Below are 20249 nucleotides of genomic sequence, written 5' to 3'. Positions count from 1 at the left end.
TTGCCCCACCACTCGGTGCCTCGCCTAGGCTCGGCATGCCCTCTCTCCGGCATTGCTCCGTGGGCCGCCGCGAAGGGCCATCCATGGCCCAGCGCGGCTACCTCGGCATCCATGCCGGGGTGCCCACTACGCAATGCCTGCGTTCGGCCATCGTGGTTAACGGGGCGCCCGAGATCAACGTCCACCGCGAGGCGGCCTAGTAGCCGACCTGGCTCTGGGTGAGACCGCGTTTCCCCTGTGGGAGCGGGCTTGCTCGCGAAGGCGCCGGTTCAGCTTGCATCCAAGCTATGTGCTACCCCTTGGCCCCAGACGCCGCCATCTCCTTGGTTTCCAAATGATCCAACGCCCGCTCGACCAACAACTGCACCCCATCGGCCATGCGACTGATCGCCAGGGCGACGCAGCGGCGTGAGTCGTCGACGTCGTCGGCCAGGTCGGCGGCGATGGTGCTGATGGAGAGCAGGTCTTCGGAGGCGTTGGCGAGCAGGGTTTCGGTGTCTATGTGGGGGACACGATGAAAAGTTGGTTTTTGTCGGGTCCGGGCGGTGAGGCGGGCTTGGGGTTGAGGTAGTAGTCGAGGGCGCGGGTGGCGGCGTCATCGAGCTTTTTTTCTTCCTGCGCTTGGACGCGGGATTTGTGGCCGCTTTGCGGAGGATTCGGTGAAGGCTTGACCATATTCTATGTACCAGAGTTGAGGTCGACATCCTTTCGCTTGCATTCGAAGAGGTGGCAACTGTACGTAGGTGTGCAAGACCGGTCCGGTACCGCCGGCAGACCCGAAGGCCTCCCACGCACAATTGCCATAACGGACGCGAGCATAAAAAAATGCTCGGTCAATAGCCATAACCAATTGCGTACCAATCCGGACTTGCACGCCCGTGTCACCGTTTTTTGCGATGACGAACAGAGGTTAGCCGCGGCATGGAGCGCTGCCTAGTTCATGAACAGCTCGGCGTTTTGAAGGAAATATCCGAGGCGTTAGCAGGGAAAGGCCTCCCAAGCTCCCCTGCCGTAGGACGCCGGCTACTTTCTGTAATTTTGGTTATATAAAAATTCTTAAATAGTCTTTTTAAGAATATCCGCGCTTATCTAGTATTGCTCCCACGCCGCAAGCAGTGCCGCCCACTGCCAGGCATTCATTCAAAGGAGCAGCAGCATGAGCGCATCTCTACGTAGCGTTGACGGCCAGGACGAAGCAACCATCTTGCGCGAGATCCAGAGCGCGTTGCGCGATCTACGCTTTGGGGCAGTGGAAATCACCGTGCACAACGCGCAGGTGGTCCAGATCGAACGCAAGGAAAAATTCCGCTTGCAGCAACCGAGTCATAAGCCGTCTTGAAGAAAGACAAAAGATCGCAGCCTTCGGCAGTGCCTACGGGGGGCTGAGTGTAGGGGCTGGCGAAGACTGCGATCTTTTCTACAAGCCAAACGAATTTCCAGAAGCCATAAGAAAACCAGAATTCCAGGAGCTTTCACCATGTCGTCCATTCGTCGTTATGCCCTGGCCGCCCTGGCCAGTGCTGTTTTTGCAGGTTCCGCCGTCGCCAAGGATTACGAGCTGCTCAACGTGTCCTACGACCCGACGCGTGAGCTTTACCAGGATTACAACGCCGAATTCGCCAGTTTCTGGAAGAAAGCGCACCCGGACGACAGCGTGAAGATCCAGCAATCCCACGGTGGTTCGGGCAAGCAGGGCCGGGCGGTGATCGACGGTCTGCGGGCCGACGTGGTGACCCTGGCCCTGGCCGGCGATATCGATGAAATCGCCAAGCTGGGCAAGTCCCTGCCGGCGGACTGGCAAACACGCCTGCCGGAAGCCAGTACACCCTACACGTCCACCATCGTGTTCCTGGTGCGTAAGGGCAACCCCAAGGGCATCAAGGATTGGGGCGACCTGATCAAGAATGACGTGTCGGTCATCACCCCGAACCCGAAGACCTCAGGCGGTGCTCGCTGGAACTTCCTCGCGGCCTGGGCCTACGGCCTGAAGGCCAATGGCGGTGACGAAGCCAAGGCCAAGGAATACGTGCAAGCGCTGTTCAAGCACGTGCCGATCCTCGACACCGGCGCCCGTGGCTCGACGATTACCTTCGTCAACAACGGTCAGGGCGACGTGTTGCTGGCCTGGGAAAACGAAGCCTTCCTGGCACTGAAGGAAGATGGCGGCGCCGACAAGTTCGACATCGTCGTGCCGTCGCTGTCGATCCTTGCCGAACCGCCGGTGGCGGTGGTGGACAAGAACGCCGAGAAAAAAGGCAACGCCGAGATCGCCGAAGCCTACCTCAAGCACTTGTACAGCCCGGCCGGCCAGGAAATCGCCGCGAAGAACTTCTATCGTCCACGTGACAAGGACGTCGCCGCCAAGTACTCGCGCCAGTTTCCGAAACTGGACCTGGTGACCATCGACAAGGACTTCGGCGGCTGGAAAACCGCGCAACCGAAATTCTTCAATGATGGCGGCGTGTTCGACCAGATCTATCAGGCGCAGTAAGCTGGACAGGCCATAAAATGGGCTCTGACTGCGGTTGCAATGTTGTTTACTCAAGGCTTGAAGGATTCTTTGTGGCGAGGGAGCTTGCTCCCGCTTGAGTGCGAAGCGCTCACAAAAACGGGGCTGCTGCGCAGCCCAGCGGGAGCAAGCTCCCTCGCCACGGATTCACTCGCCAGCGAACCACATTGCAATGACCGTCGGGGCTTTGCTGTTCTCAACCAAGGACTTCTATGTCGCGTCGCATATCCCCCGTCATACCCGGCTTCGGGCTGACGCTGGGCTACACCCTGGTGTACCTCAGTCTGATTGTGCTCATACCCCTGGCGGCGATGTTCGTGCATGCCGCCCAACTCACCTGGGAACAGTTCTGGGCGATCATTTCGGCACCGCGGGTGCTGGCGGCCTTGAAACTCAGTTTCGGCACCGCGCTGTACGCCGCGATCATCAACGGCGTGATCGGCACGCTGCTGGCCTGGGTGCTGGTGCGCTACACCTTCCCTGGCCGCAAGATCATCGACGCGATGATCGACCTGCCGTTCGCCCTGCCCACTGCCGTGGCCGGTATTGCCTTGACGGCGTTGTACGCGCCGACCGGTCTGGTGGGCCAGTTCGCCACCGACCTGGGGTTCAAGATCGCCTACACCCCGCTGGGCATCACCCTGGCGCTGACGTTCGTGACGCTGCCGTTCGTGGTGCGCACGGTGCAGCCAGTGCTGGCCGATATTCCCCGTGAAGTCGAAGAAGCCGCCGCCTGCCTCGGCGCCAAGCCATGGCAGGTGTTCCGCCACATCCTCGTGCCGGCGCTGTTGCCGGCCTGGTTGACCGGTTTCGCCCTGGCCTTTGCCCGTGGCGTGGGTGAGTACGGTTCGGTGATTTTCATCGCCGGCAACATGCCGATGAAAACCGAGATCCTGCCGCTGCTGATCATGGTCAAGCTCGACCAATACGACTACACCGGCGCCACCTCCATCGGCGTGTTGATGCTGGTGGTTTCCTTCGTCCTGTTGCTGCTGATCAACCTGCTGCAGCGGCGCATCGAAACCCCATAAGGAGGCGCGAACATGTCCCAATCGTCTATTTCCGCAGCCTCCACCAATGCCGCCCGTCGCGGCAGTGCGACGTCGCGGCGAATCCTGATCGGCCTTGGCTGGCTGATTTTTGCGCTGTTTTTGCTGCTGCCGCTGTTCATCGTGGTGTCCCAGGGCCTGAAGCTCGGGTTGGGGGCGTTCTTCTCCGCGATCTTTGAACCCGACGCGTTGTCGGCGCTGAAGCTCACGGTGATCGCCGTGCTGATTTCGGTGCCGCTGAACCTGGTGTTCGGTGTCAGTGCCGCGTGGTGCGTGAGCAAGTATTCATTCCGTGGCAAGAGCATGCTGGTGACGCTGATCGACCTGCCGTTTTCGGTGTCGCCGGTGATCGCGGGCCTGGTGTATGTGCTGATGTTTGGCGCCCAGGGCCTGTTCGGTCCGTGGCTGTCGGATCACGACATCCAGATTGTGTTCGCGCTGCCGGGGATCGTGCTGGCGACGATTTTTGTCACCGTGCCGTTCGTGGCCCGGGAGCTGATTCCTCTGATGCAGGAGCAGGGCACCCAGGAAGAAGAGGCCGCGCGCCTGCTCGGTGCCAATGGCTGGCAGATGTTCTGGCATGTCACCGTGCCGAACATCAAGTGGGGCCTGATTTATGGTGTGGTGCTGTGTACCGCCCGCGCCATGGGCGAGTTCGGCGCGGTGTCGGTGGTATCCGGGCACATTCGCGGGGTGACCAACACCCTGCCGCTGCACGTCGAGATCCTCTACAACGAATACAACCACGTGGCCGCGTTCGCTGTGGCGAGCCTGTTGCTGATCCTGGCGCTCTTCATCCTGCTGCTCAAGCAGTGGAGCGAAAACCGAATCAACCGCCTGCGCGCCAGCGCCGCGGAGGAATAAGTCATGTCGATCGAAGTTCGTAACGTCAGCAAGAATTTCAACGCCTTCAAGGCCCTGGACGACATCAGCCTGGACATCCAGAGCGGTGAATTGGTGGCGCTGCTGGGGCCGTCGGGTTGCGGCAAGACCACGTTGCTGCGGATCATCGCCGGCCTCGAAACCCCGGACCAGGGCAACATCGTGTTCCACGGCGAGGACGTGTCCGGCCACGACGTGCGTGACCGCAACGTCGGTTTCGTGTTCCAGCACTACGCTTTGTTTCGCCACATGACGGTGTTCGACAACGTCGCCTTTGGCTTGCGCATGAAGCCCAAGCAGCAACGTCCGAACGAAAGCCAGATCGCGACCAAGGTCCATGAGCTGCTGAACATGGTGCAGCTGGATTGGCTCGCCGATCGCTATCCTGAGCAACTGTCCGGCGGCCAGCGCCAGCGCATCGCCCTGGCTCGCGCATTGGCGGTGGAGCCCAAGGTATTGCTGCTGGACGAACCCTTCGGTGCCCTGGACGCCAAGGTCCGCAAGGAACTGCGCCGCTGGCTGGCGCGGCTGCACGAGGACATCAACCTGACCTCGGTGTTCGTGACCCACGACCAGGAAGAAGCCATGGAAGTCGCCGACCGGATCGTGGTGATGAACAAGGGCGTGATCGAGCAGATCGGCTCGCCGGGGGATGTCTACGAAAACCCGGCCAGCGACTTTGTGTATCACTTCCTCGGCGACTCGAACCGCCTGCACTTGGGTGAGGACCGGCATGTGCTGTTCCGCCCTCACGAAGTCTCGCTGTCGCGCTCGGAGCTGGAAGACCACCACGCCGCCGAAGTGCGCGACATCCGTCCGCTCGGCGCCACCACTCGGGTGACCCTGAAGGTGGAAGGCCAGAGTGAGCTGATCGAGGCGGAAGTGGTGAAGGATCACGACAGCCTGGTGGGCCTGGCGAAGGGCGAGACGCTGTTCTTCAAGCCGAAGGTCTGGCAGAAAGTCGCCAACCTCTAAAAGCATCGCGAGCAAGGGACTGGTGGTTCGATCGTTCCCACGCTCCTGCGTGGGAACGCCGCCAGGGACGCTCCGCGTTCCGCTTCTGGAAGGTGACGCAGAGCGTCACGGGATGCATCCCCACGCAGAGCGTGGGGACGATCAGATGGGATCGAGCTTGCTCGCGATGGCGTCCTCACTGCCCCCGGTCAGAATCTGAATAACTCCACCCAACCTTGCTTCGATTGGTTCTACGCCAACGCCTTTTCCCCGCCCAAACCCTACCTAGACTCTGACAGGCCAGGAGGCAAGTGAGAGTCCATGACGGACCGGTGTTATCTCTCCTGGTGCCCTGATGCCAAGGAGAGAAAACATGAGAGTGGAAGTCAGTCGGCATGGCCCGCTTGGCTGTGCATTGTTAGGCGTCTTGCTGGCTCCGGCCGCCAGCGCCGCCCCTTCGTTGTCCCCCCAGATACCCTTCGATGTCACGGTGACCCACCCCGTTTCACTGATCAGCCTGCAAGCCGATTTCGATGAGCTGTCGTGGCAAACCTTCATTGCCCTGAACTGGCCGGCGCTGGATAACGGTGATCCGAATACCGGCACGCCCATCGGCAAGCAGGATGGCGCCACCGTGTGGGAGAGCTGGAAAGAGAGCTACCAGATTTTCCGCGCCAAGGGCCAGGCGCCGCTGCCCTGGAATGCCCCGGCGACTCTGCCCGAAGCGTGCAAGTCGCTCAAGCCCGGTCGCCTGTTGCAGCAAATGGGCAAGGTGCCCGATGTGCTGGATGAATTTATCCAGCCCTTCGAGAGCGGCCCGCTGGTTGACCAGAACGGCACCTACACGCGCAACGAAATCGTGGTCAACCAATCGATGTTCAACGGCATCGTCGACAACGGTCTGTACAGCATCGAAGGCCAGCAGAAGTTCTTCGCCGCGAAGCCGACCAATACCGTGGCGTTCAGTTGTGGTTCCACCGAGACCAAACAGGTCGGCGCGGTGATGGTGAAGGCGTCATGGAAAGTGCTGGGCCCCAACGACAACCGGCAGGACTTTCACACCGTCGATGCGCTGGTCTACACCCCGGGCAACAACGACCCGAGCCATGGGCCGATTGTCGGAGAGTCGTGCGTGTCCGAGCCGGTCGGGTTGGTGGGATTGCACATGGTCCATAAGACCGCCAGTGCGGCGCAATGGGTCTGGTCAACCTTCGAGCATGTGAAAAACGTGCCGGAAAAAACCACGCCTGTTGCCCAGCGCACGGGGCCTTATCTGTTCTACAACGCAGCCAGCCAAAGCGACATCAACCAACCGCCGCCACGGCCATGGAACCCGGCGGTCAAGGCGACGCCCTCGCAGATCGTGCGCGACGTGCCGCTCACCGAGGCCACCAAAAAACTGAACGCTACGTATCAAGGCCTGTTGCGTACGGTGAACCCGAAGAGCGTCTGGGCGAACTATCAACTGATCAGTACCCAGTGGCCGTCGGCCCCGTCACCGAACTGCCAGATATCGGCCGCCAACCCGTTGGGCAGCCCTGCGCCCTTGTTCCTGGCCAACGCCACGCTGGAGACCTACATCCAGGGCACCGTGCCTCAGGCGTCTTCCAGTTGCATGGCTTGCCACGGCAATGCGGCCACCCATGTCACCGAGTCGCCGCGTACCAGCTTCGCGGATTTCACCTATTTGCTCGAACGCGCACAGTCCACTGGCGGACAAGGAGTCAACCATGAGCAGTGATCTGGACAACTTTGTAGGCCTGTCATCGGCCCTGACCGGCATTCCCACGGATCGGCTGGCACCGGCGATCGACCAGGTGGGTTTGCCACCGATTTTTCTCGCGTTCATCACCCCGCGTATCACCCCTGAGGTGCTCAATACGTTGCTGACTCAATACGCCACGCTGGCAGCGAACAATGTGCCCCCCGACCAGATCGCCAAAGCGGTGCTGATGGATGGATCGCGACCGGCTGTCACGCAAGCGGCCCAAGCTGCGCGTTCGATCATGAAACTGTGGTTGCTGGGGGTCTGGTATCAGCCCTATGCCACTGGCAACTACAAATCGACCGACTCGACGGTGGTGTCCGACCAGGCCTACATCCAGAGCTGGGCCTGGAAAATCGCCCAGGCCCACCCCATGGGCTACAGCGAGATGTTTTTCGGCTATTGGAACACCACGCCACCGAGCCTTGAGGACTACACCGGCGTGCCTGCCAACACACAAGGAGCCTCGTCATGAGTACCGAACAAGCCGAGGTGATCATCGTTGGCGCGGGGTTGGCCGGCAGCATCATCGCTTATCAGTTGGGCATGGCCGGCGTGGATGTGTTGGTGCTCGAATCGGGTCCGGAGATCCCGGCCAACCGTGCGCAATACCTGGAGCGTTTCTACACCGCCACCCTGAAGACCCCGGAGTCGCCCTATCCGCCAGTGTCGACCCTGGACACGCCGCGTGACCCGAGCAAGGAAAATGCGCCTCGAGCGACCATCGCCGACCTGATCCTTGGCTGGGACAAGCCGCAAGTCAGCTATCTGGTGCAGAAAGGCCCACTGCCCTTCAACAGTACTTATGAACGGGTGGGCGGCGGCACGACCTGGCACTGGGTCGGGACCTGCCTGCGCATGGTGCCGAACGATTTCCGCCTGAAGAGCAAGTACGGCGTCGGGGTGGATTGGCCGATCGGCTACGACGACCTGCAAAGCGCCTATTGCCGGGCCGAGGCGGAAATCGGGGTGTCGGCCAATGTCGCCGACCAGGCCTACCTGGGCATGACGTTCCCCGAGGGCTATTCATTCCCGATGCACAGCATTCCGTTGTCGTTGGTCGATGGCAGTTTCGTCACAGCCGTGACCGACAAGAACTTCGACGGCTTGCCGCTGGTAGTCAGCCCGACCCCGGCCGGGCGCAACTCCCAGCCCTATGCCGGGCGCCGGGTGTGTGCCGGCAATACCAACTGCACGCCGATCTGCCCGATCCAGGCCAAGTACGACGCCACCGTGACCCTGAACAAGGCCTTGGCCACCGGCAAGGTCCGAGTCATGTACCGGACCGTGGCCAGCAAAGTGACCGTGGGCCCGGACAAGAACATCAATGGCGTCGAATTCATTCAATACCAGCTTGGCGAGGGACCGAAGACGGGCACCGGCGTGGCCATCGGGCAGCGTTACGTGATCGCGGCCCATGCCATCGAAACTCCCAAATTGTTGCTCAACTCCAAGACCCCTGCCTGGCCCGATGGCGTGGCCAATAGCAGCGGCCAGGTCGGACGCAGCCTGTCCGACCATCCGATTTACCTGGCGTGGGGGCTGATGCCGGAAGGCAAGACGGTGTTCCCGTACCGGGGACCGGTGTCCACGGCGGGCATCGAGAGCCTGCGTGACGGCGACTTTCGCAGCCTGCGAGCGGCGTGGCGTATCGAAATCGGCAACGAGGGCTGGAACTGGCCGGTGGGCGACCCTTACGTCACCGTGGCCGATTTTATCGATGGCAAGAACAAAAGCTGCACCAACCCGTTGCCATCGAAAGAGAACCCGCCGCCGCCCACTGAAGCGCTTTACGGCACGGCCCTGATTCAACGGCTCAACGACCTGTTCATCCGCCAGTTTCGGATCGGCTTTTTGGTGGAGCAGGTGGAGAAGGATCCCGACCAGTCCAAGAGCTACATCGTGCCTTCGACGGACAAGCTCACGGACGGGCTTGGCATTCTTCGGCCGGAAATCCACTACGACCTGTCCGATTACACCAAGGAAGGTTTCAGGCAGGCGAAGGTATTGGCGAGCCACATCATCAAGGACCTGCTCGGCGCCGTGGAGCTGACGGCACCTATTGGCCAAGGGACATTCAGGTACAAAGAAGAGGATTACACCTTCCAGGGCGCCGGGCACCTGATGGGCACCTACCGCATGGGTGATGATCCGGCCAAGTCGGTGGTGGACAAGTACCAGCGCAGTTGGGACCACAAGAACCTGTTCCTGGTAGGCGATGGTGTCTTCCCCAGTACCGGCACCTCGAACCCGAGCCTGACGATCGCGGCGTTGTCGTTCCAGGCCGGGGACACTGTGGCCAACGACCTGAAGGCGGTGACGATGCAGGTCCAATCCAACATCGCCTGGCAGGGCACTGGCGTGAAGGTCAACGGGTTGGTTCCGCGTTTGGTTCGCTACGTCAGTGGGCTATGGTGTGCCAGTCCGCAGGGTGGAAATGTCGATGGAAATGGCGGTTCGAGGCATATCGACTACAGCAGCTATGCCTTGCCCGGTGCCGCCGAAGGTGCCTTGATCGGTCGCGTGGGCGATGGTGGCAAGCCGTTCCTGGTGGGGGATCTGGGGCAGGTTCCTGCCAGCGAGCAAGGCGAGCTGCAACTGTGCATCAATGATGACCTGACCGGGCAATACGGAGCAGGCTTGAGCGATAACACCGGTGCGCTGACGGTGCGGATCGAATTCGGCGCCCTGTAGTGCCTGAGCGGTAAGGCCCAACTCCTGTGGGAGCAAGCTCGCTCCCACAGAGGGGTGTTTTCAGGCGGCCGAACGCTGGTTGCGCAACGTCACCGGCCCGGCGCGCTCCTCGATGGCCTGCTTCAATTCGCCGCGAAGCCCCAGCAGGAAACCCGCTTCCACCACCACAAACAGCGGCCCGACAATCAGCCCGGTGAGGTCGTCGACAAACGCCGGTTTGCGGCCTTCGTAATAGTGGCCGACGAACTGGATCACCCAACCCACCACGAACATCCCCAGGCCACTGCTCAACCACACCGCCGTGCTTTGCGCTGCCAGTGTCTGACCCAGCCATACCGCCAGGCCCAGCAGCACCGTCATCAGCACACCCAGGCGCACTTCCAGGCGTAGATAGAACCAAGCACTGGCCACGGCCACCAGCAATGCCGGAGAAATCAGGATCGCGCCCAGCGGCCAACCGGGCCGTGACAGCAGCACGGCAACGGCGACGAAGATCAGCGGAATGCCAACGAAATGAGTGGCGATGTTGCGCGGGTCTCGGTGATAAGCAGCGTATTGGCTGAGATGATCGACGAGGCTTTTCATTGTTGTTCCTCCTGGGGTAATGCCCGCATGATGCATCAGGTCTTGCACGACGCTCTGTCAGTTAGCCGACACTTGTCCCGGAGTTTCCATGAATTCGCATCCCTGGCACTCACAACTGATGGCCGGCCACTGGTACAGCCACTTGCCCGTTGAGTTACAGAATAGCCTGCTGGATATGGCCCGCGAGCGCCGCCTGCCGCCGGGCCATGGGCTGTTCAAGCGTGGCGATCCGCCGTGCGGGCTGTATGCCGTGCTGGAAGGCGCGGTGCGCGTCGGTGCGGTGAACGAACAGGGCAAGGAGGCACTGCTGAGTATGATCGAGGCGCCCCACTGGTTCGGTGAAATCTGCCTGTTCGATGGCCAGCCGCGCACTCATGATGCGGTGGTGGTCGGTCAAGGTACACTGCTGCACGTGCCGCAGGCGCCGTTGCTGGCCTTCCTGCAAGCGCAGCCGATCTACTGGCGGTATCTGGCATTGTTGATGAGCCACAAACTGCGCCTGACCTTCATCAACCTCGAACACCTGAGCCTGATGCCTGCCCCGGCCCGGGTGGCCCACCGCCTGCTGATGATCGCAGAAGGCTACGGCGAAATCGAACCGCCGCGCCGAATCTTGCAACTGCCCCAGGAGCATCTGGCGCTGATGCTCGCGCTGTCACGCCAGACCACCAACCAGATCCTCAAGGACTTGCAGGCCCAGGGCATTCTCCACCTCGGTTATGGCGAGATCGAAATCCTCGACATCGAGCGATTGCGCGGGTTGACCACGATCTGAAACCGACCTGGCCCCCGTGGCGAGGGAGCTTGCTCCCGCTGGCCTGCGCAGCAGGCCCTTGGCATGTCTATAGGCAGGCGGATCGCATTGGCCGGTTTTGCTACTGCTGCGCAGCCGAGCGGGAGCAAGCTCCCTCGCCACAGGGGCTTGTCTGGGCGAAAGTCATCGCCCGCCCAGCCAACCCAAATCCCTAGCGCAACCCATCCCGAAACTGCCCCGGCGTCATCCCGGTCCAGCGCTTGAAGGCGCGGCTGAAGCTGCTGGCATCGGCAAAACCCAACAGGTAGCTGACTTCGCTCAGCGAGCAATTCGGATCCCGCAGGTGCAGCAGCGCCAGATTCTCCCGGCACTCGTTGAGCAGTGCGTCGAAGCGGCAGCCTTCGTCGGCCAGGTGCCGTTGCAGGCTGCGCAGGCTCAGGTGCATGGCCTGGGCGATGCGTTCGGCGCTGGGCTCACCTTCGGGCAGTTGGGCCTCGATGGCCGCGCGTACCTTGCGTTCCCAGGTCAGTGGCTTGAGCTGTGCGAGGGTGCGTTCGAGCACTGTTTCATTGTGTTCGGCCAGTTCCGGGTTGGCGTCGTCCAGGTGGCTGTCGAAATCGGTGAGGTTGAACTCCAGGCAATCCTGCGCGGCGCCGAAATGCACCGGCGAGCGGAACACTTTGTGCCAGGGGCTGGGGTCCGCCGGTTCCGGGCGCCGCAGGTACACCGCCAGTGGTGCGTAATCACGGCCGAGGCGGTTGCGACAGGTGCGCACGTAAATCGCCGCGAACGCGTCGATGGCCTCGAAGGCTGGCGCCGGTCGGTCCGGCGGCACCTCGAGGCTAAAGCGATAACGGTCCTCTGCGCGGATCAGCTGGAGGGTTAGCGCATCGCTGACCACCGGGTGATAGCGTACGATCCGCTCGAACACTTCCCGCAGGCTGCCGCTGGCCACCAGGGCATAACCCAGCGCATGAAAGGTGGTGGGGCTGACGAAACGCGAGACCCGCAGGCCGATGGCCGGGTCGCCGCTGGCCTGCACAGCCAATGCCCACAGACGGGTGGTGGCCGAGAGCGGGTAACGGGCGTTCGGGTCGTCCATCCATTGCGGGTCGAGGCCGGCTTCCACGCACAAGACATGGCTGTCCAGGCCCAGCGCATCGAGCTGTTTGCGCAGGGCGCGGGTCCAGCTGGCGAGGGAAGTCGGTTCAGTCATGACGATTGGCGCGTGCGGTCAACAGGTTGGCGTTTACGGCTACCACCCCAGGGGACAACGCCCGGCAGGATGAGCACATCTCTAACAGAGGATGTAAGCCATGCACGGCACTTGCGCAAGCCCCGAGCGATTGAATGCACAACAGCGATCAGCCCATATTCGCCAGGTTGTATTGGCCCGGGGCGAGGAGTTGCGTCGGCGCTATCCGATCCTGCGCCATCAGGACGCGTTGGGCGCGGGCATCCTGGCGTTCGCCCTGGCTGGGATGATCGGTTCGGCGCTGCTCTACATCAACGGTTACCTGGCCGGGTGGGCGTGCCTGTTGCTCAACGCGTTCTTCGCGTCGCTGACCCACGAGCTGGAACATGACCTGATCCACAGCATGTATTTTCGCAAGCAGCGCCTGCCCCACAACCTGATGATGGGGTTGGTCTGGCTGGCGCGGCCGAGCACGATCAATCCGTGGATCCGTCGTCACCTGCACCTCAACCATCACAAGGTGTCCGGCAGCGAAGCCGACATGGAGGAGCGGGCCATCACCAACGGCGAACCCTGGGGGCTGGCGCGGTTGCTGATGGTCGGCGATAACGTGATGTCGGCGTTCATCCGCCTGCTGCGAGCCAGGACCTGGGCGCACAAGCGCAGCATTCTCAAACGCACGCTGAAGGTGTATTTCCCGCTGGCGTTGCTGCATTGGGGCGCCTGGTATGTGTTTCTCGGTTTTCATGGGGCCAACGGCATCGCCGGTCTGCTGGGCACTTCAATTGACTGGTCGGCTACCACGCTGGCGACGATGCAGGTGATCGACATCGCCGCGGTGGTGATCATCGGGCCGAACGTGTTGCGCACCTTTTGCCTGCATTTCGTCAGTTCGAACATGCACTACTACGGCGATATCGAGCCGGGCAACGTCATCCAGCAAACCCAAGTGCTCAACCCCTGGTGGTTGTGGCCGTTGCAGGCGTTCTGCTTCAACTTCGGCAGCAGCCATGGCATTCATCACTTCGTGGTGAAGGAGCCGTTCTACATTCGTCAACTGACGGTGCCGGTGGCGCACAAGGTGATGCGGGAGATGGGCGTGCGGTTCAATGACTTCGGCACGTTCGGGCGGGCGAATCGGTTTGTGCGCCAGGAGGGTGTGGTGCGGGAAGAAGGTAATACGGTTCGGGTTTGAAGCTGCCCCATCCGAAGGGCCAGAACAGAACCTGTGGCGAGGGAGCTTGCTCCCGCTGGGCTGCGCAGCAGCCCCAAAAAAACGGGCCGCTTCGCGTCCAGCGGGAGCAAGCTCCCTCGCCACAGGGAATGGGTTGCAGTTAGAACTGGTAACTCACCGTCGCCGCCACATTGCGCTCTTCGCCCATGTAGCAAAAGCTCAGGCTGGCGCACGAAGCGACGTAGCTTTCGTTGGTCAGGTTGTTCGCGTTCAGGCGCACGTCCACGCCCTTCAAGCCGACCTTGCCCAGGTCGTACCCCACCGAGGCATCGAACAACGTGTAGGACGGCACCTTCATGGTGTTCTCCGCATCGGCCCAGCTGTAGCCGACATACCGCACGCCGCCGCCCAGGCGCAGGCCATCGAGGGTGCCGCTGTCGAACTTGTAATCCGCCCAGACCGAGGCCATGTGGCGCGGGGCCTGGGTCGGGGAGTTGCCCTTGTTTTCGATGATGTCGGTGGGCGTGCTGAGGGTGCTGACCATCGACTTCGAGTATTCGATGTCGGTGAAGGTGTAACTGCCCAGCACTTTGAATTGTTCGGTCAACTGCAGGTGCGCTTCCAGCTCCAGGCCCTGGGAGCGCACGGCCCCAACGGCGCGGTAGAAGCTGTCCTGGGGCAGTTTGGTCGCCAGGTTTTCCTGGTCTATGCGGAACAGCGAGGCTGTGTACAGGTCGTCAGTGCCCGGCGGCTGATACTTCAGGCCCAGTTCCCATTGCTTGCCATCGGTGGGCGGCAGTGGGTTGCCGGCGCTGTCGGCATAGGAGTTCGGGTTGAACGACTCGGAGTAGCTGATGTACGGCGCCAGGCCATTGTCGAACAGGTACAGCGCTCCGGCACGGCCAGTGAGCTTGGTGCGTTTGTCGTTGATCTCGGTGCCTTCCGGGCGTTCAAATTCAGCGATGCGGTTCTCATCCGAGGTTTGAACCCAGTCCTGGCGCAGGCCGAGGGAGAAGCGCCACTTGTCCATTTCGATCAGGTCTTGCAGGTAGACGCCGGTCTGCTCCAGGCGTCGCAGGTAGCTGGTGTCATAGCGACCAGTGATGGCCGAGTTGCCGTAGACCGGGTCAAAGGCGTTGATTGGCGCCAGGCTGCCGCTGGTCCAGTCGACCACGGTTTTTCGCCGCTGATAGTCGGCCCCCATCAGCACGGTGTGCTTGGTGGCACCAGTGAAGAATTCGGCTTGCAGCATGTTGTCGACGATGAAGGAATGAAGCTTTTCTTCGGCGCCGGTGTAGTAGCGGTTCAGCTCGTTGCTGGTGGGCGTGGTCCAGTCGTAGGCATAGACCTGATCGTTCTTGACCTCGGAATCCAGGTAACGGAAGTTCTGCCGGGCGGTGAAGACGTCGTTGAAACGGTGTTCGAATTGGTAGCCGAACGACTGCTGGTCACGCTCATAGCGGTCGATGCCGGGTTCGCCTTCGAAGAAGTGCTCGGAAATCCGTCGACCGTTGCGCTGATGCAAGGTGCCATCGGCCGGCATGCCGCCGTGGTAGCCGCCGTCGGGGTCATGCTGCAGGTAGGCTTGCAGGGTCAGCGAGGTGTCCTCGCTGAAGTCGATGTTCACTGTCGGCGCGAGGGCGAAGCGCTTTTCCTTGTTGTGGTCGAACTGGGTGTCGGAGGTGTCCGCCAGGCCGATCAGGCGATAGGTGATGCGTTTGTCGTCATCCACGGGGCCGGTGAAGTCGAAGCCCATGCCGCGTTGGCCTTGGGTGCCGACCGTGGCCTGGATCTGGTGATAGGCCTCGTACTGCGGCTTCTTGCTGGTCAGCGCCACCAGGCCACCCGGTGAACTGCGGCCGTAGAGTACCGAGGACGGGCCCTTGAGAATGTCGACCCGCTCCAGGAAGTACGGATCGACCTGCATGGAGCTGTAGGTGCCGCTGTCGCCCATGGACTTGAGGCCGTCGAGGTAGATGTTATCCACCGAGCCGTCGTTGAAGCCGCGCATCGCCACGTAGTCGTAGCGGTGGGTCGCGCCGTAGGGGTTGGTCAGCACGCCGGGGGTGTAGCGCATGGCCTGGGACACGGTTTGCGCGCCCTGGTCGTCCATTTGTTCGCGGGTGACCACCGACACGCTCTGGGAGGTTTCGCGCAGGGCGGTGCTGGTCTTGGTGGCGACCTGGCTGTGGGTGGCGTTGTAGCCTTCCATGCTGCCCAGGGCGTTACCCAAGGCGAAGCCCTTGATGTCGGTGGTCGGCAATTCCAGTGTGCTGCCAGCGGTCTCGGTCTGCAGCACGTAGCTGCTGCCATCCTGGCTGACGGCAACCAGTCCCGAGCCGCTGAGCAACTGGCTCAGGGCCTGGTCCGGCGAGTACTCGCCCTTGAGCCCCGGGGACTGGACGCCGCCGGTTTGCGCCGGGGTGCTTGCCAGGGTGATCCCGGCCTGGCGGGCGAACTGGTTCAGCACATCGCTCAATGGGCCCGGGGCAATGTTGTAGCTCTGACGGCTGGCGGTCACGCCGTTTTGTGCGGCCACCGCGAGCATCGGCATGACGCTGACCCCCAGCGCCGTGGAGAACAGCGCGGCATGGATCGCCTGGCGCAGCAGGCCCGGTTGCGCAGAGAAGCCGAAGGGGTTCTTGAGAGGTACGCGCTCAGTCATTGTAGGTTCCGTAGGAGTCGCCGAAGGCAGATAAGGGTTGCTTACTGTCCTAGCCGGACGCCGGCCTGAAACCCGCCAAAAAAAATCAAGCCAGGCGCTGCACCGTGATCCACCAACGGGTTCGATAACGGATCTGTACGGGGAGCATGCGTGGCAGGACGGCGAGCAGTTTGTCGGTGTCCTCCAAACGGAAAACCCCCGACAAGCGCAGGTCGGCAACCGACGCCGCGCAGTTCATATAACCCGGGCGGTAGCGTCCTACTTCATTGAGGAAGTCTTCCAGGCGCATGTTGCGCGTGACGATCAACCCGTCGGCCCAGGCGCCTGCGTCCATGTCCAGCGGCGGTGCGAGGGCCGCTGTCGATGCAGTGATCAGATAGCTTTGCCCGGCCTCGACCTGAATGGGCCTGCCATCGCTGTTGGGGTGCGAACGGATGACGACTTGCCCGCTGGTGACGCTCAAGCGCGTGCAGTCGCTGTCCTGGCGCACCACGAAGCGCCCCCCCAGCCCTTCGAACAGGCCATGCCTGCTTTTCACCAGCAGCGGCCGCCCCGGGTCGCGACCACAGGTGACCATGATTTCGCCGCGGGCCAGGGTAATCAGGCGCTGCCGGGCGCTGAAGTCCAGGTCGGCGGCGCTGTGGGTATTGAGCTCGAGTCGCGTGCCGTCCGGCAACTGGAAACCTCGGCGTTCACCGGTGGCGGTGGCGAAGTCAGCGCTCCACGATTGCCAGCCCAGGTCCTTGCCCAGCCAAGCCGCGCCGCTCACCACGGCGATGCCCGACAGCAACTTCAGGGCCTGGCGACGACTGAGGCGCTGGGCACTGTTTTCCAGGGTGTCGAGGGCGATGTGGGCAGCGGGCACCGCCCGCAGGTTGGAGGTCAATTCGCTGTGCAGCGATTGCACCCGTTGCCAGGCCAGTTCGTGTTCCGGGTGGGCGGCGCGCCAGGTGTCGCACTGTTGGCGCAGGGTCGGGTGAGCGGTGTGATTGCGCAGGCGCAGCAGCCAGTTGATCGCCTGCCTGACCACCTGTTGCGACGGGCCGTTGCGGCGGCTCTGCAAGTGCTCCGCCGGCTCAGCTTTCATAACGCAGCACATAGCAGTGGTACAGCGCATCGGCGACGTAGCGCTCCACCGAGCGCAACGAGATGCCCATCTGTTCGGCGATCTGCTTGTACGTCAGGCCTTCGCACTGGGCCAACAGAAAGGCCCTGCGCACTTTCGGCTTGAGGCCTTCGAGCATCCTGGCAATGGCTTCAAGCAGTTCCAGGATCAGGGCCTGGGCTTCAGCGCCAGGGGTTTCGGCTTCCGGCAAGTGAGCTATGGTTTGCAGGTAGGCACGTTCGATTTCTTCTCGCCGCCAATGGTCGATCACCAGGCCTTGGGCGATGGTGCGCAAAAAGGCGCGTGGAGCTCGAAGTTCCAGGCGTTCGCTACGCTGCAACAGGCGCACGAAGGTGTCCTGGGCCAGGTCCGCCGCATCGGCGGCATTGCCCAGCCGGGTGCGCAGCCACGTATTGAGCCAGCCGTGATGCCGGCTGTAGAGCGCCTGTACTGCAAACTCGGGAGATGACATGGACGCAACGGCCTGGATGTTACAAATGATAATAGGTCGCATTGTCATCAGCCGTCGGCGAATTTGCAACCACCGTTCGCCCGCTGTGTCCTCCCGTCGGCTATTTCTTCGTATCCCTAATTATTTGTACAGGTTTGCCGACAGACTTGTACGTGTGCACCAAAGTGGAGCGGATTGATAACCGCTCGCACTGTTACATGGACCGTTGCAAATCTGGAATGCACCCCCACTCCTTGCCTAAGAAGCCTCATCAATGAATCTAAAGTTCAGCCACAAAATCCTTCTTGCCGCCTCTGGTGTGGTGGTCCTGGCTTTTGCCCTGTTCACGCTCTACAACGATTATTTGCAGCGCAACACCATCGGCAGCAGCCTTGAGTCGTCCATCGAGCAATCCGGCGACCTGACGGCCAGCAGCATCCAGAACTGGATGAGTGGCCGGATATTGGTGCTGGAAAACCTGGCGCAAAACATCGCGCACCAGGGCGCTACTGCCGATCTGCCAGGGCTGGTCGATCAGCCAGCGCTGACCTCGAACTTCCAGTTCACTTATGTCGGCCAGGCCAACGGTGTCTTCACCCAACGTCCGGACGCCAAAATGCCTGACGGCTACGACCCGCGTCAGCGCCCCTGGTACAAACAGGCGGTGACCGCTGATAAAACCATGCTGACCCCGCCTTACCTGGCGGCGGTAGGTGGCCTGGTGGTGACCGTTGCCCTGCCGGTGAAGCACAACGGCGAACTGCTCGGTGTGGTGGGCGGCGACCTGAGCCTGGAAACCCTGGTGAAGATCATCAACTCCGTGGACTTCGGTGGTATCGGCCATGCGTTCCTGGTCAGCGGCGACGGTCAGGTGATCGTCAGCCCGGACAAAGACCAGGTGATGAAGAACCTCAAGGACATCTACCCCGGGACCCCGGTGCGCATTGGCAAGGGTATCCAGGACGTTGAGCTGAACGGGCAGGACCGTATCCTTTCGTTTACTCCAGTGACTGGCTTGCCGAACGCCGAGTGGTACATCGGCCTGTCGATCGACAAGGCCAAGGCCTACGCGCCGTTGAGCCAGTTCCGTACGTCTGCGCTGATTGCGATGTTTGTCGCGGTGGCGGCCATTGCGTTGCTGCTGAGCCTGTTGATCCAGGTATTGATGCGCCCGTTGACCACCATGGGTCGCGCCATGCAGGACATCGCCCAGGGCGAAGGCGATCTGACCCGGCGCCTGGTGGTGCAGGGCAAGGATGAGTTCGCAGTGCTGGGTGGTTCGTTCAACCAGTTCGTGGAGCGGATTCACGCGTCGATCTCGGAAGTGTCTTCCGCCACCCGTCAGGTGCATGACTTGTCGCAGCGGGTGATGACCTCGTCCAATGCGTCGCTTGTCGGCTCGGATGAGCAGAGCGCTCGCACCAACAGCGTGGCCGCGGCCATCAACCAGTTGGGGGCTGCGACCCAGGAAATCGCCCGCAATGCCGCCGATGCCTCGCAACATGCCAGCGGTGCCAGCGAACAGGCCGATGACGGTCGCCAAGTGGTGGAAAAAACCATCCAGGCCATGACCGAGCTGTCGCAGAAGATCAGCCTTTCCTGCACCCAGATCGAAACCCTGAACGCCAGCACCGACAACATCGGCCACATCCTGGACGTGATCAAGGGCATCTCCCAGCAAACCAACCTGCTGGCCCTGAACGCGGCCATCGAAGCGGCCCGTGCCGGTGAAGCCGGCCGTGGTTTTGCGGTGGTGGCCGATGAAGTGCGCAACCTGGCGCACCGCACCCAGGAGTCGGCGGAAGAAATCCACAAGATGATTACCTCGCTTCAAGTCGGCTCCCGTGAAGCGGTAACCACGATGAACGCCAGCCAGACGTCCAGCGAAGAAAGCGTGGAAGTGGCCAACCAGGCCGGCCTGCGACTGGTCAGCGTGACGCAGCGTATCGGTGAGATCGACGGCATGAACCAGTCGGTAGCCGCTGCGACCGAAGAACAGACCGCTGTCGTTGAAACCCTCAACATGGACGTCAGCCACATCAACCTGCTGAACCAGCAAAGCGTGGCCAACCTCAATGAAACCCTGAAGGATTGCGATGCCTTGTCCCAACAGGCCAATCGACTGAAGCAGCTGGTGGACAGCTTCAAGATCTGACCCCAGCCGCAAGCCGAGCCACTGCCATCGCGAGCAAGCTCCCACAGGGGATTGGCGGTGAGCCTGGATCCTGGGTTCACTGCAACTCAATGTGGGAGCGAGCTTGCTCGCGATGGCGATCTTCAATGCAGCACAGGCCGCTCAGCCCAATGCTTGAACCTCAAGCCAACCCAATCCCTGTGGCGAGGGAGCTTGCTCCCGCTCGGCTGCGAAGCAGTCGTAAACCGGCGGGTGCGGTGTGTCTGATGCTCCGCATTTGGCAGGTTTTGGGGCCGCTTCGCGGCCCAGCGGGAGCAAGCTCCCTCGCCACGG

The 20249-nt window shown here is 61.8% G+C and carries 17 protein-coding genes and 1 pseudogene; 12 read left to right on the top strand and 6 right to left on the bottom strand.

What is annotated here, in order from left to right; all coding sequences use genetic code 11:
- The coding region (locus tag BM300_RS31150) for a nucleoid-structuring protein H-NS (RefSeq protein WP_218190632.1) at nt 1-200 on the top strand (200 nt) is incomplete at its 5' end.
- A gap of 92 nt (nt 201-292) precedes the next feature.
- Here BM300_RS31150 and BM300_RS31495 read toward each other — a convergent pair.
- Nucleotides 293-675: pseudogene (locus tag BM300_RS31495) on the bottom strand (DUF6124 family protein).
- A 481-nt stretch (nt 676-1156) separates the two neighbouring features.
- Between BM300_RS31495 and oscA the strand changes: the two are divergent.
- From oscA to BM300_RS28805, 8 genes are all read left to right on the top strand, one after another.
- Nucleotides 1157-1339 carry a sulfur starvation response protein OscA gene (gene oscA, locus BM300_RS28840; protein WP_003186967.1) on the top strand — a complete coding sequence of 61 codons (183 nt, stop codon included), beginning with the start codon at nt 1157-1159 and terminating at the stop codon, nt 1337-1339.
- Nucleotides 1340-1477: 138 nt separating this feature from the next.
- Nucleotides 1478-2491 carry a sulfate ABC transporter substrate-binding protein gene (locus tag BM300_RS28835; protein ID WP_063323504.1) on the top strand — a complete coding sequence of 338 codons (1014 nt, stop codon included), beginning with the start codon at nt 1478-1480 and terminating at the stop codon, nt 2489-2491.
- 230 nt (nt 2492-2721) lie between these two features.
- Nucleotides 2722-3540, top strand: coding sequence for a sulfate ABC transporter permease subunit CysT (gene cysT / locus BM300_RS28830; protein WP_013692011.1), 819 nt, complete (start codon nt 2722-2724; stop codon nt 3538-3540).
- A 12-nt stretch (nt 3541-3552) separates the two neighbouring features.
- Nucleotides 3553-4422: a sulfate ABC transporter permease subunit CysW gene (cysW, locus tag BM300_RS28825; RefSeq protein WP_092150255.1), complete on the top strand. Its 870-nt coding sequence runs from the start codon at nt 3553-3555 to the stop codon at nt 4420-4422.
- Between the two features lie 3 nt (nt 4423-4425).
- Nucleotides 4426-5415 (top strand): sulfate/molybdate ABC transporter ATP-binding protein, encoded by a 990-nt coding sequence (locus BM300_RS28820; protein ID WP_092225611.1) that lies wholly within the window; start codon nt 4426-4428, stop codon nt 5413-5415.
- A gap of 352 nt (nt 5416-5767) precedes the next feature.
- Nucleotides 5768-7135: a cytochrome C gene (locus BM300_RS28815; protein ID WP_092150249.1), complete on the top strand. Its 1368-nt coding sequence runs from the start codon at nt 5768-5770 to the stop codon at nt 7133-7135.
- Complete coding sequence (locus BM300_RS28810) at nt 7125-7634, top strand: sorbitol dehydrogenase (protein ID WP_092150246.1); 510 nt, start codon at nt 7125-7127, stop codon at nt 7632-7634. Before BM300_RS28815 ends, BM300_RS28810 begins: the two co-directional genes overlap by 11 nt.
- On the top strand, nt 7631-9853 hold the full coding sequence (locus BM300_RS28805) for a GMC oxidoreductase (RefSeq protein ID WP_092150243.1): 2223 nt from the start codon (nt 7631-7633) through the stop codon (nt 9851-9853). Before BM300_RS28810 ends, BM300_RS28805 begins: the two co-directional genes overlap by 4 nt.
- A gap of 60 nt (nt 9854-9913) precedes the next feature.
- Here the strand turns inward: BM300_RS28805 and BM300_RS28800 are convergent, their stop codons facing one another.
- Nucleotides 9914-10438, bottom strand: a complete 525-nt coding sequence (locus BM300_RS28800) for an Mpo1 family 2-hydroxy fatty acid dioxygenase (protein WP_092150240.1) — start codon at nt 10436-10438, stop codon at nt 9914-9916.
- An 88-nt stretch (nt 10439-10526) separates the two neighbouring features.
- Between BM300_RS28800 and BM300_RS28795 the strand changes: the two genes are divergently transcribed.
- Nucleotides 10527-11213 (top strand): Crp/Fnr family transcriptional regulator, encoded by a 687-nt coding sequence (locus BM300_RS28795; RefSeq protein ID WP_092150237.1) that lies wholly within the window; start codon nt 10527-10529, stop codon nt 11211-11213.
- Nucleotides 11214-11403: 190 nt separating this feature from the next.
- Here the strand turns inward: BM300_RS28795 and BM300_RS28790 are convergent, their stop codons facing one another.
- Complete coding sequence (locus BM300_RS28790) at nt 11404-12408, bottom strand: AraC family transcriptional regulator (RefSeq protein WP_092150234.1); 1005 nt, start codon at nt 12406-12408, stop codon at nt 11404-11406.
- Between the two features lie 100 nt (nt 12409-12508).
- Here BM300_RS28790 and BM300_RS28785 point away from each other — a divergent pair, with 100 nt between their 5' ends.
- A complete protein-coding gene (locus tag BM300_RS28785; RefSeq protein ID WP_092150231.1) occupies nt 12509-13582 on the top strand; it encodes a fatty acid desaturase in 1074 nt (357 codons plus the stop codon).
- A gap of 139 nt (nt 13583-13721) precedes the next feature.
- Here the strand turns inward: BM300_RS28785 and BM300_RS28780 are convergent, their stop codons facing one another.
- From BM300_RS28780 to BM300_RS28770, 3 genes are all read right to left on the bottom strand, one after another.
- Nucleotides 13722-16226 (bottom strand): TonB-dependent siderophore receptor, encoded by a 2505-nt coding sequence (locus BM300_RS28780; protein ID WP_092150228.1) that lies wholly within the window; start codon nt 16224-16226, stop codon nt 13722-13724.
- Nucleotides 16227-16311: 85 nt separating this feature from the next.
- Entirely contained in the window at nt 16312-17313 is a 1002-nt protein-coding gene (locus BM300_RS28775) for a FecR domain-containing protein (protein ID WP_092150225.1), read from the bottom strand.
- Nucleotides 17303-17803 (bottom strand): sigma-70 family RNA polymerase sigma factor, encoded by a 501-nt coding sequence (locus tag BM300_RS28770; RefSeq protein WP_014335956.1) that lies wholly within the window; start codon nt 17801-17803, stop codon nt 17303-17305. The genes BM300_RS28775 and BM300_RS28770 overlap by 11 nt, the downstream gene beginning before the upstream one ends.
- A gap of 253 nt (nt 17804-18056) precedes the next feature.
- Between BM300_RS28770 and BM300_RS28765 the strand changes: the two genes are divergently transcribed.
- Entirely contained in the window at nt 18057-19937 is a 1881-nt protein-coding gene (locus BM300_RS28765) for a methyl-accepting chemotaxis protein (RefSeq protein WP_092225597.1), read from the top strand.
- Nucleotides 19938-20249 lie beyond the last annotated feature (312 nt).

The organism is Pseudomonas sp. NFACC46-3, from assembly GCF_900114515.1.
Taxonomy (GTDB): Bacteria; Pseudomonadota; Gammaproteobacteria; order Pseudomonadales; family Pseudomonadaceae; genus Aquipseudomonas; species Aquipseudomonas fluorescens_Q.
Note: the sequence above shows the minus strand (reverse complement) of the source record. Positions and strands in the feature narration are given on the sequence as shown.

Excerpts from the sequence above, each read along its gene's own strand:
- oscA (WP_003186967.1), top strand. The coding sequence starts at position 1,157 with ATGAGCGCATCTCTACGTAGCGTTGACGGCCAGGACGAAGCAACCATC.
- BM300_RS28835 (WP_063323504.1), top strand. The coding sequence starts at position 1,478 with ATGTCGTCCATTCGTCGTTATGCCCTGGCCGCCCTGGCCAGTGCTGTT.
- cysT (WP_013692011.1), top strand. The coding sequence starts at position 2,722 with ATGTCGCGTCGCATATCCCCCGTCATACCCGGCTTCGGGCTGACGCTG.
- cysW (WP_092150255.1), top strand. The coding sequence starts at position 3,553 with ATGTCCCAATCGTCTATTTCCGCAGCCTCCACCAATGCCGCCCGTCGC.
- BM300_RS28820 (WP_092225611.1), top strand. The coding sequence starts at position 4,426 with ATGTCGATCGAAGTTCGTAACGTCAGCAAGAATTTCAACGCCTTCAAG.
- BM300_RS28815 (WP_092150249.1), top strand. The coding sequence starts at position 5,768 with ATGAGAGTGGAAGTCAGTCGGCATGGCCCGCTTGGCTGTGCATTGTTA.
- BM300_RS28810 (WP_092150246.1), top strand. The coding sequence starts at position 7,125 with ATGAGCAGTGATCTGGACAACTTTGTAGGCCTGTCATCGGCCCTGACC.
- BM300_RS28805 (WP_092150243.1), top strand. The coding sequence starts at position 7,631 with ATGAGTACCGAACAAGCCGAGGTGATCATCGTTGGCGCGGGGTTGGCC.
- BM300_RS28800 (WP_092150240.1), bottom strand. The coding sequence starts at position 10,438 with ATGAAAAGCCTCGTCGATCATCTCAGCCAATACGCTGCTTATCACCGA.
- BM300_RS28795 (WP_092150237.1), top strand. The coding sequence starts at position 10,527 with ATGAATTCGCATCCCTGGCACTCACAACTGATGGCCGGCCACTGGTAC.
- BM300_RS28790 (WP_092150234.1), bottom strand. The coding sequence starts at position 12,408 with ATGACTGAACCGACTTCCCTCGCCAGCTGGACCCGCGCCCTGCGCAAA.
- BM300_RS28785 (WP_092150231.1), top strand. The coding sequence starts at position 12,509 with ATGCACGGCACTTGCGCAAGCCCCGAGCGATTGAATGCACAACAGCGA.
- BM300_RS28780 (WP_092150228.1), bottom strand. The coding sequence starts at position 16,226 with ATGACTGAGCGCGTACCTCTCAAGAACCCCTTCGGCTTCTCTGCGCAA.
- BM300_RS28775 (WP_092150225.1), bottom strand. The coding sequence starts at position 17,313 with ATGAAAGCTGAGCCGGCGGAGCACTTGCAGAGCCGCCGCAACGGCCCG.
- BM300_RS28770 (WP_014335956.1), bottom strand. The coding sequence starts at position 17,803 with ATGTCATCTCCCGAGTTTGCAGTACAGGCGCTCTACAGCCGGCATCAC.
- BM300_RS28765 (WP_092225597.1), top strand. The coding sequence starts at position 18,057 with ATGAATCTAAAGTTCAGCCACAAAATCCTTCTTGCCGCCTCTGGTGTG.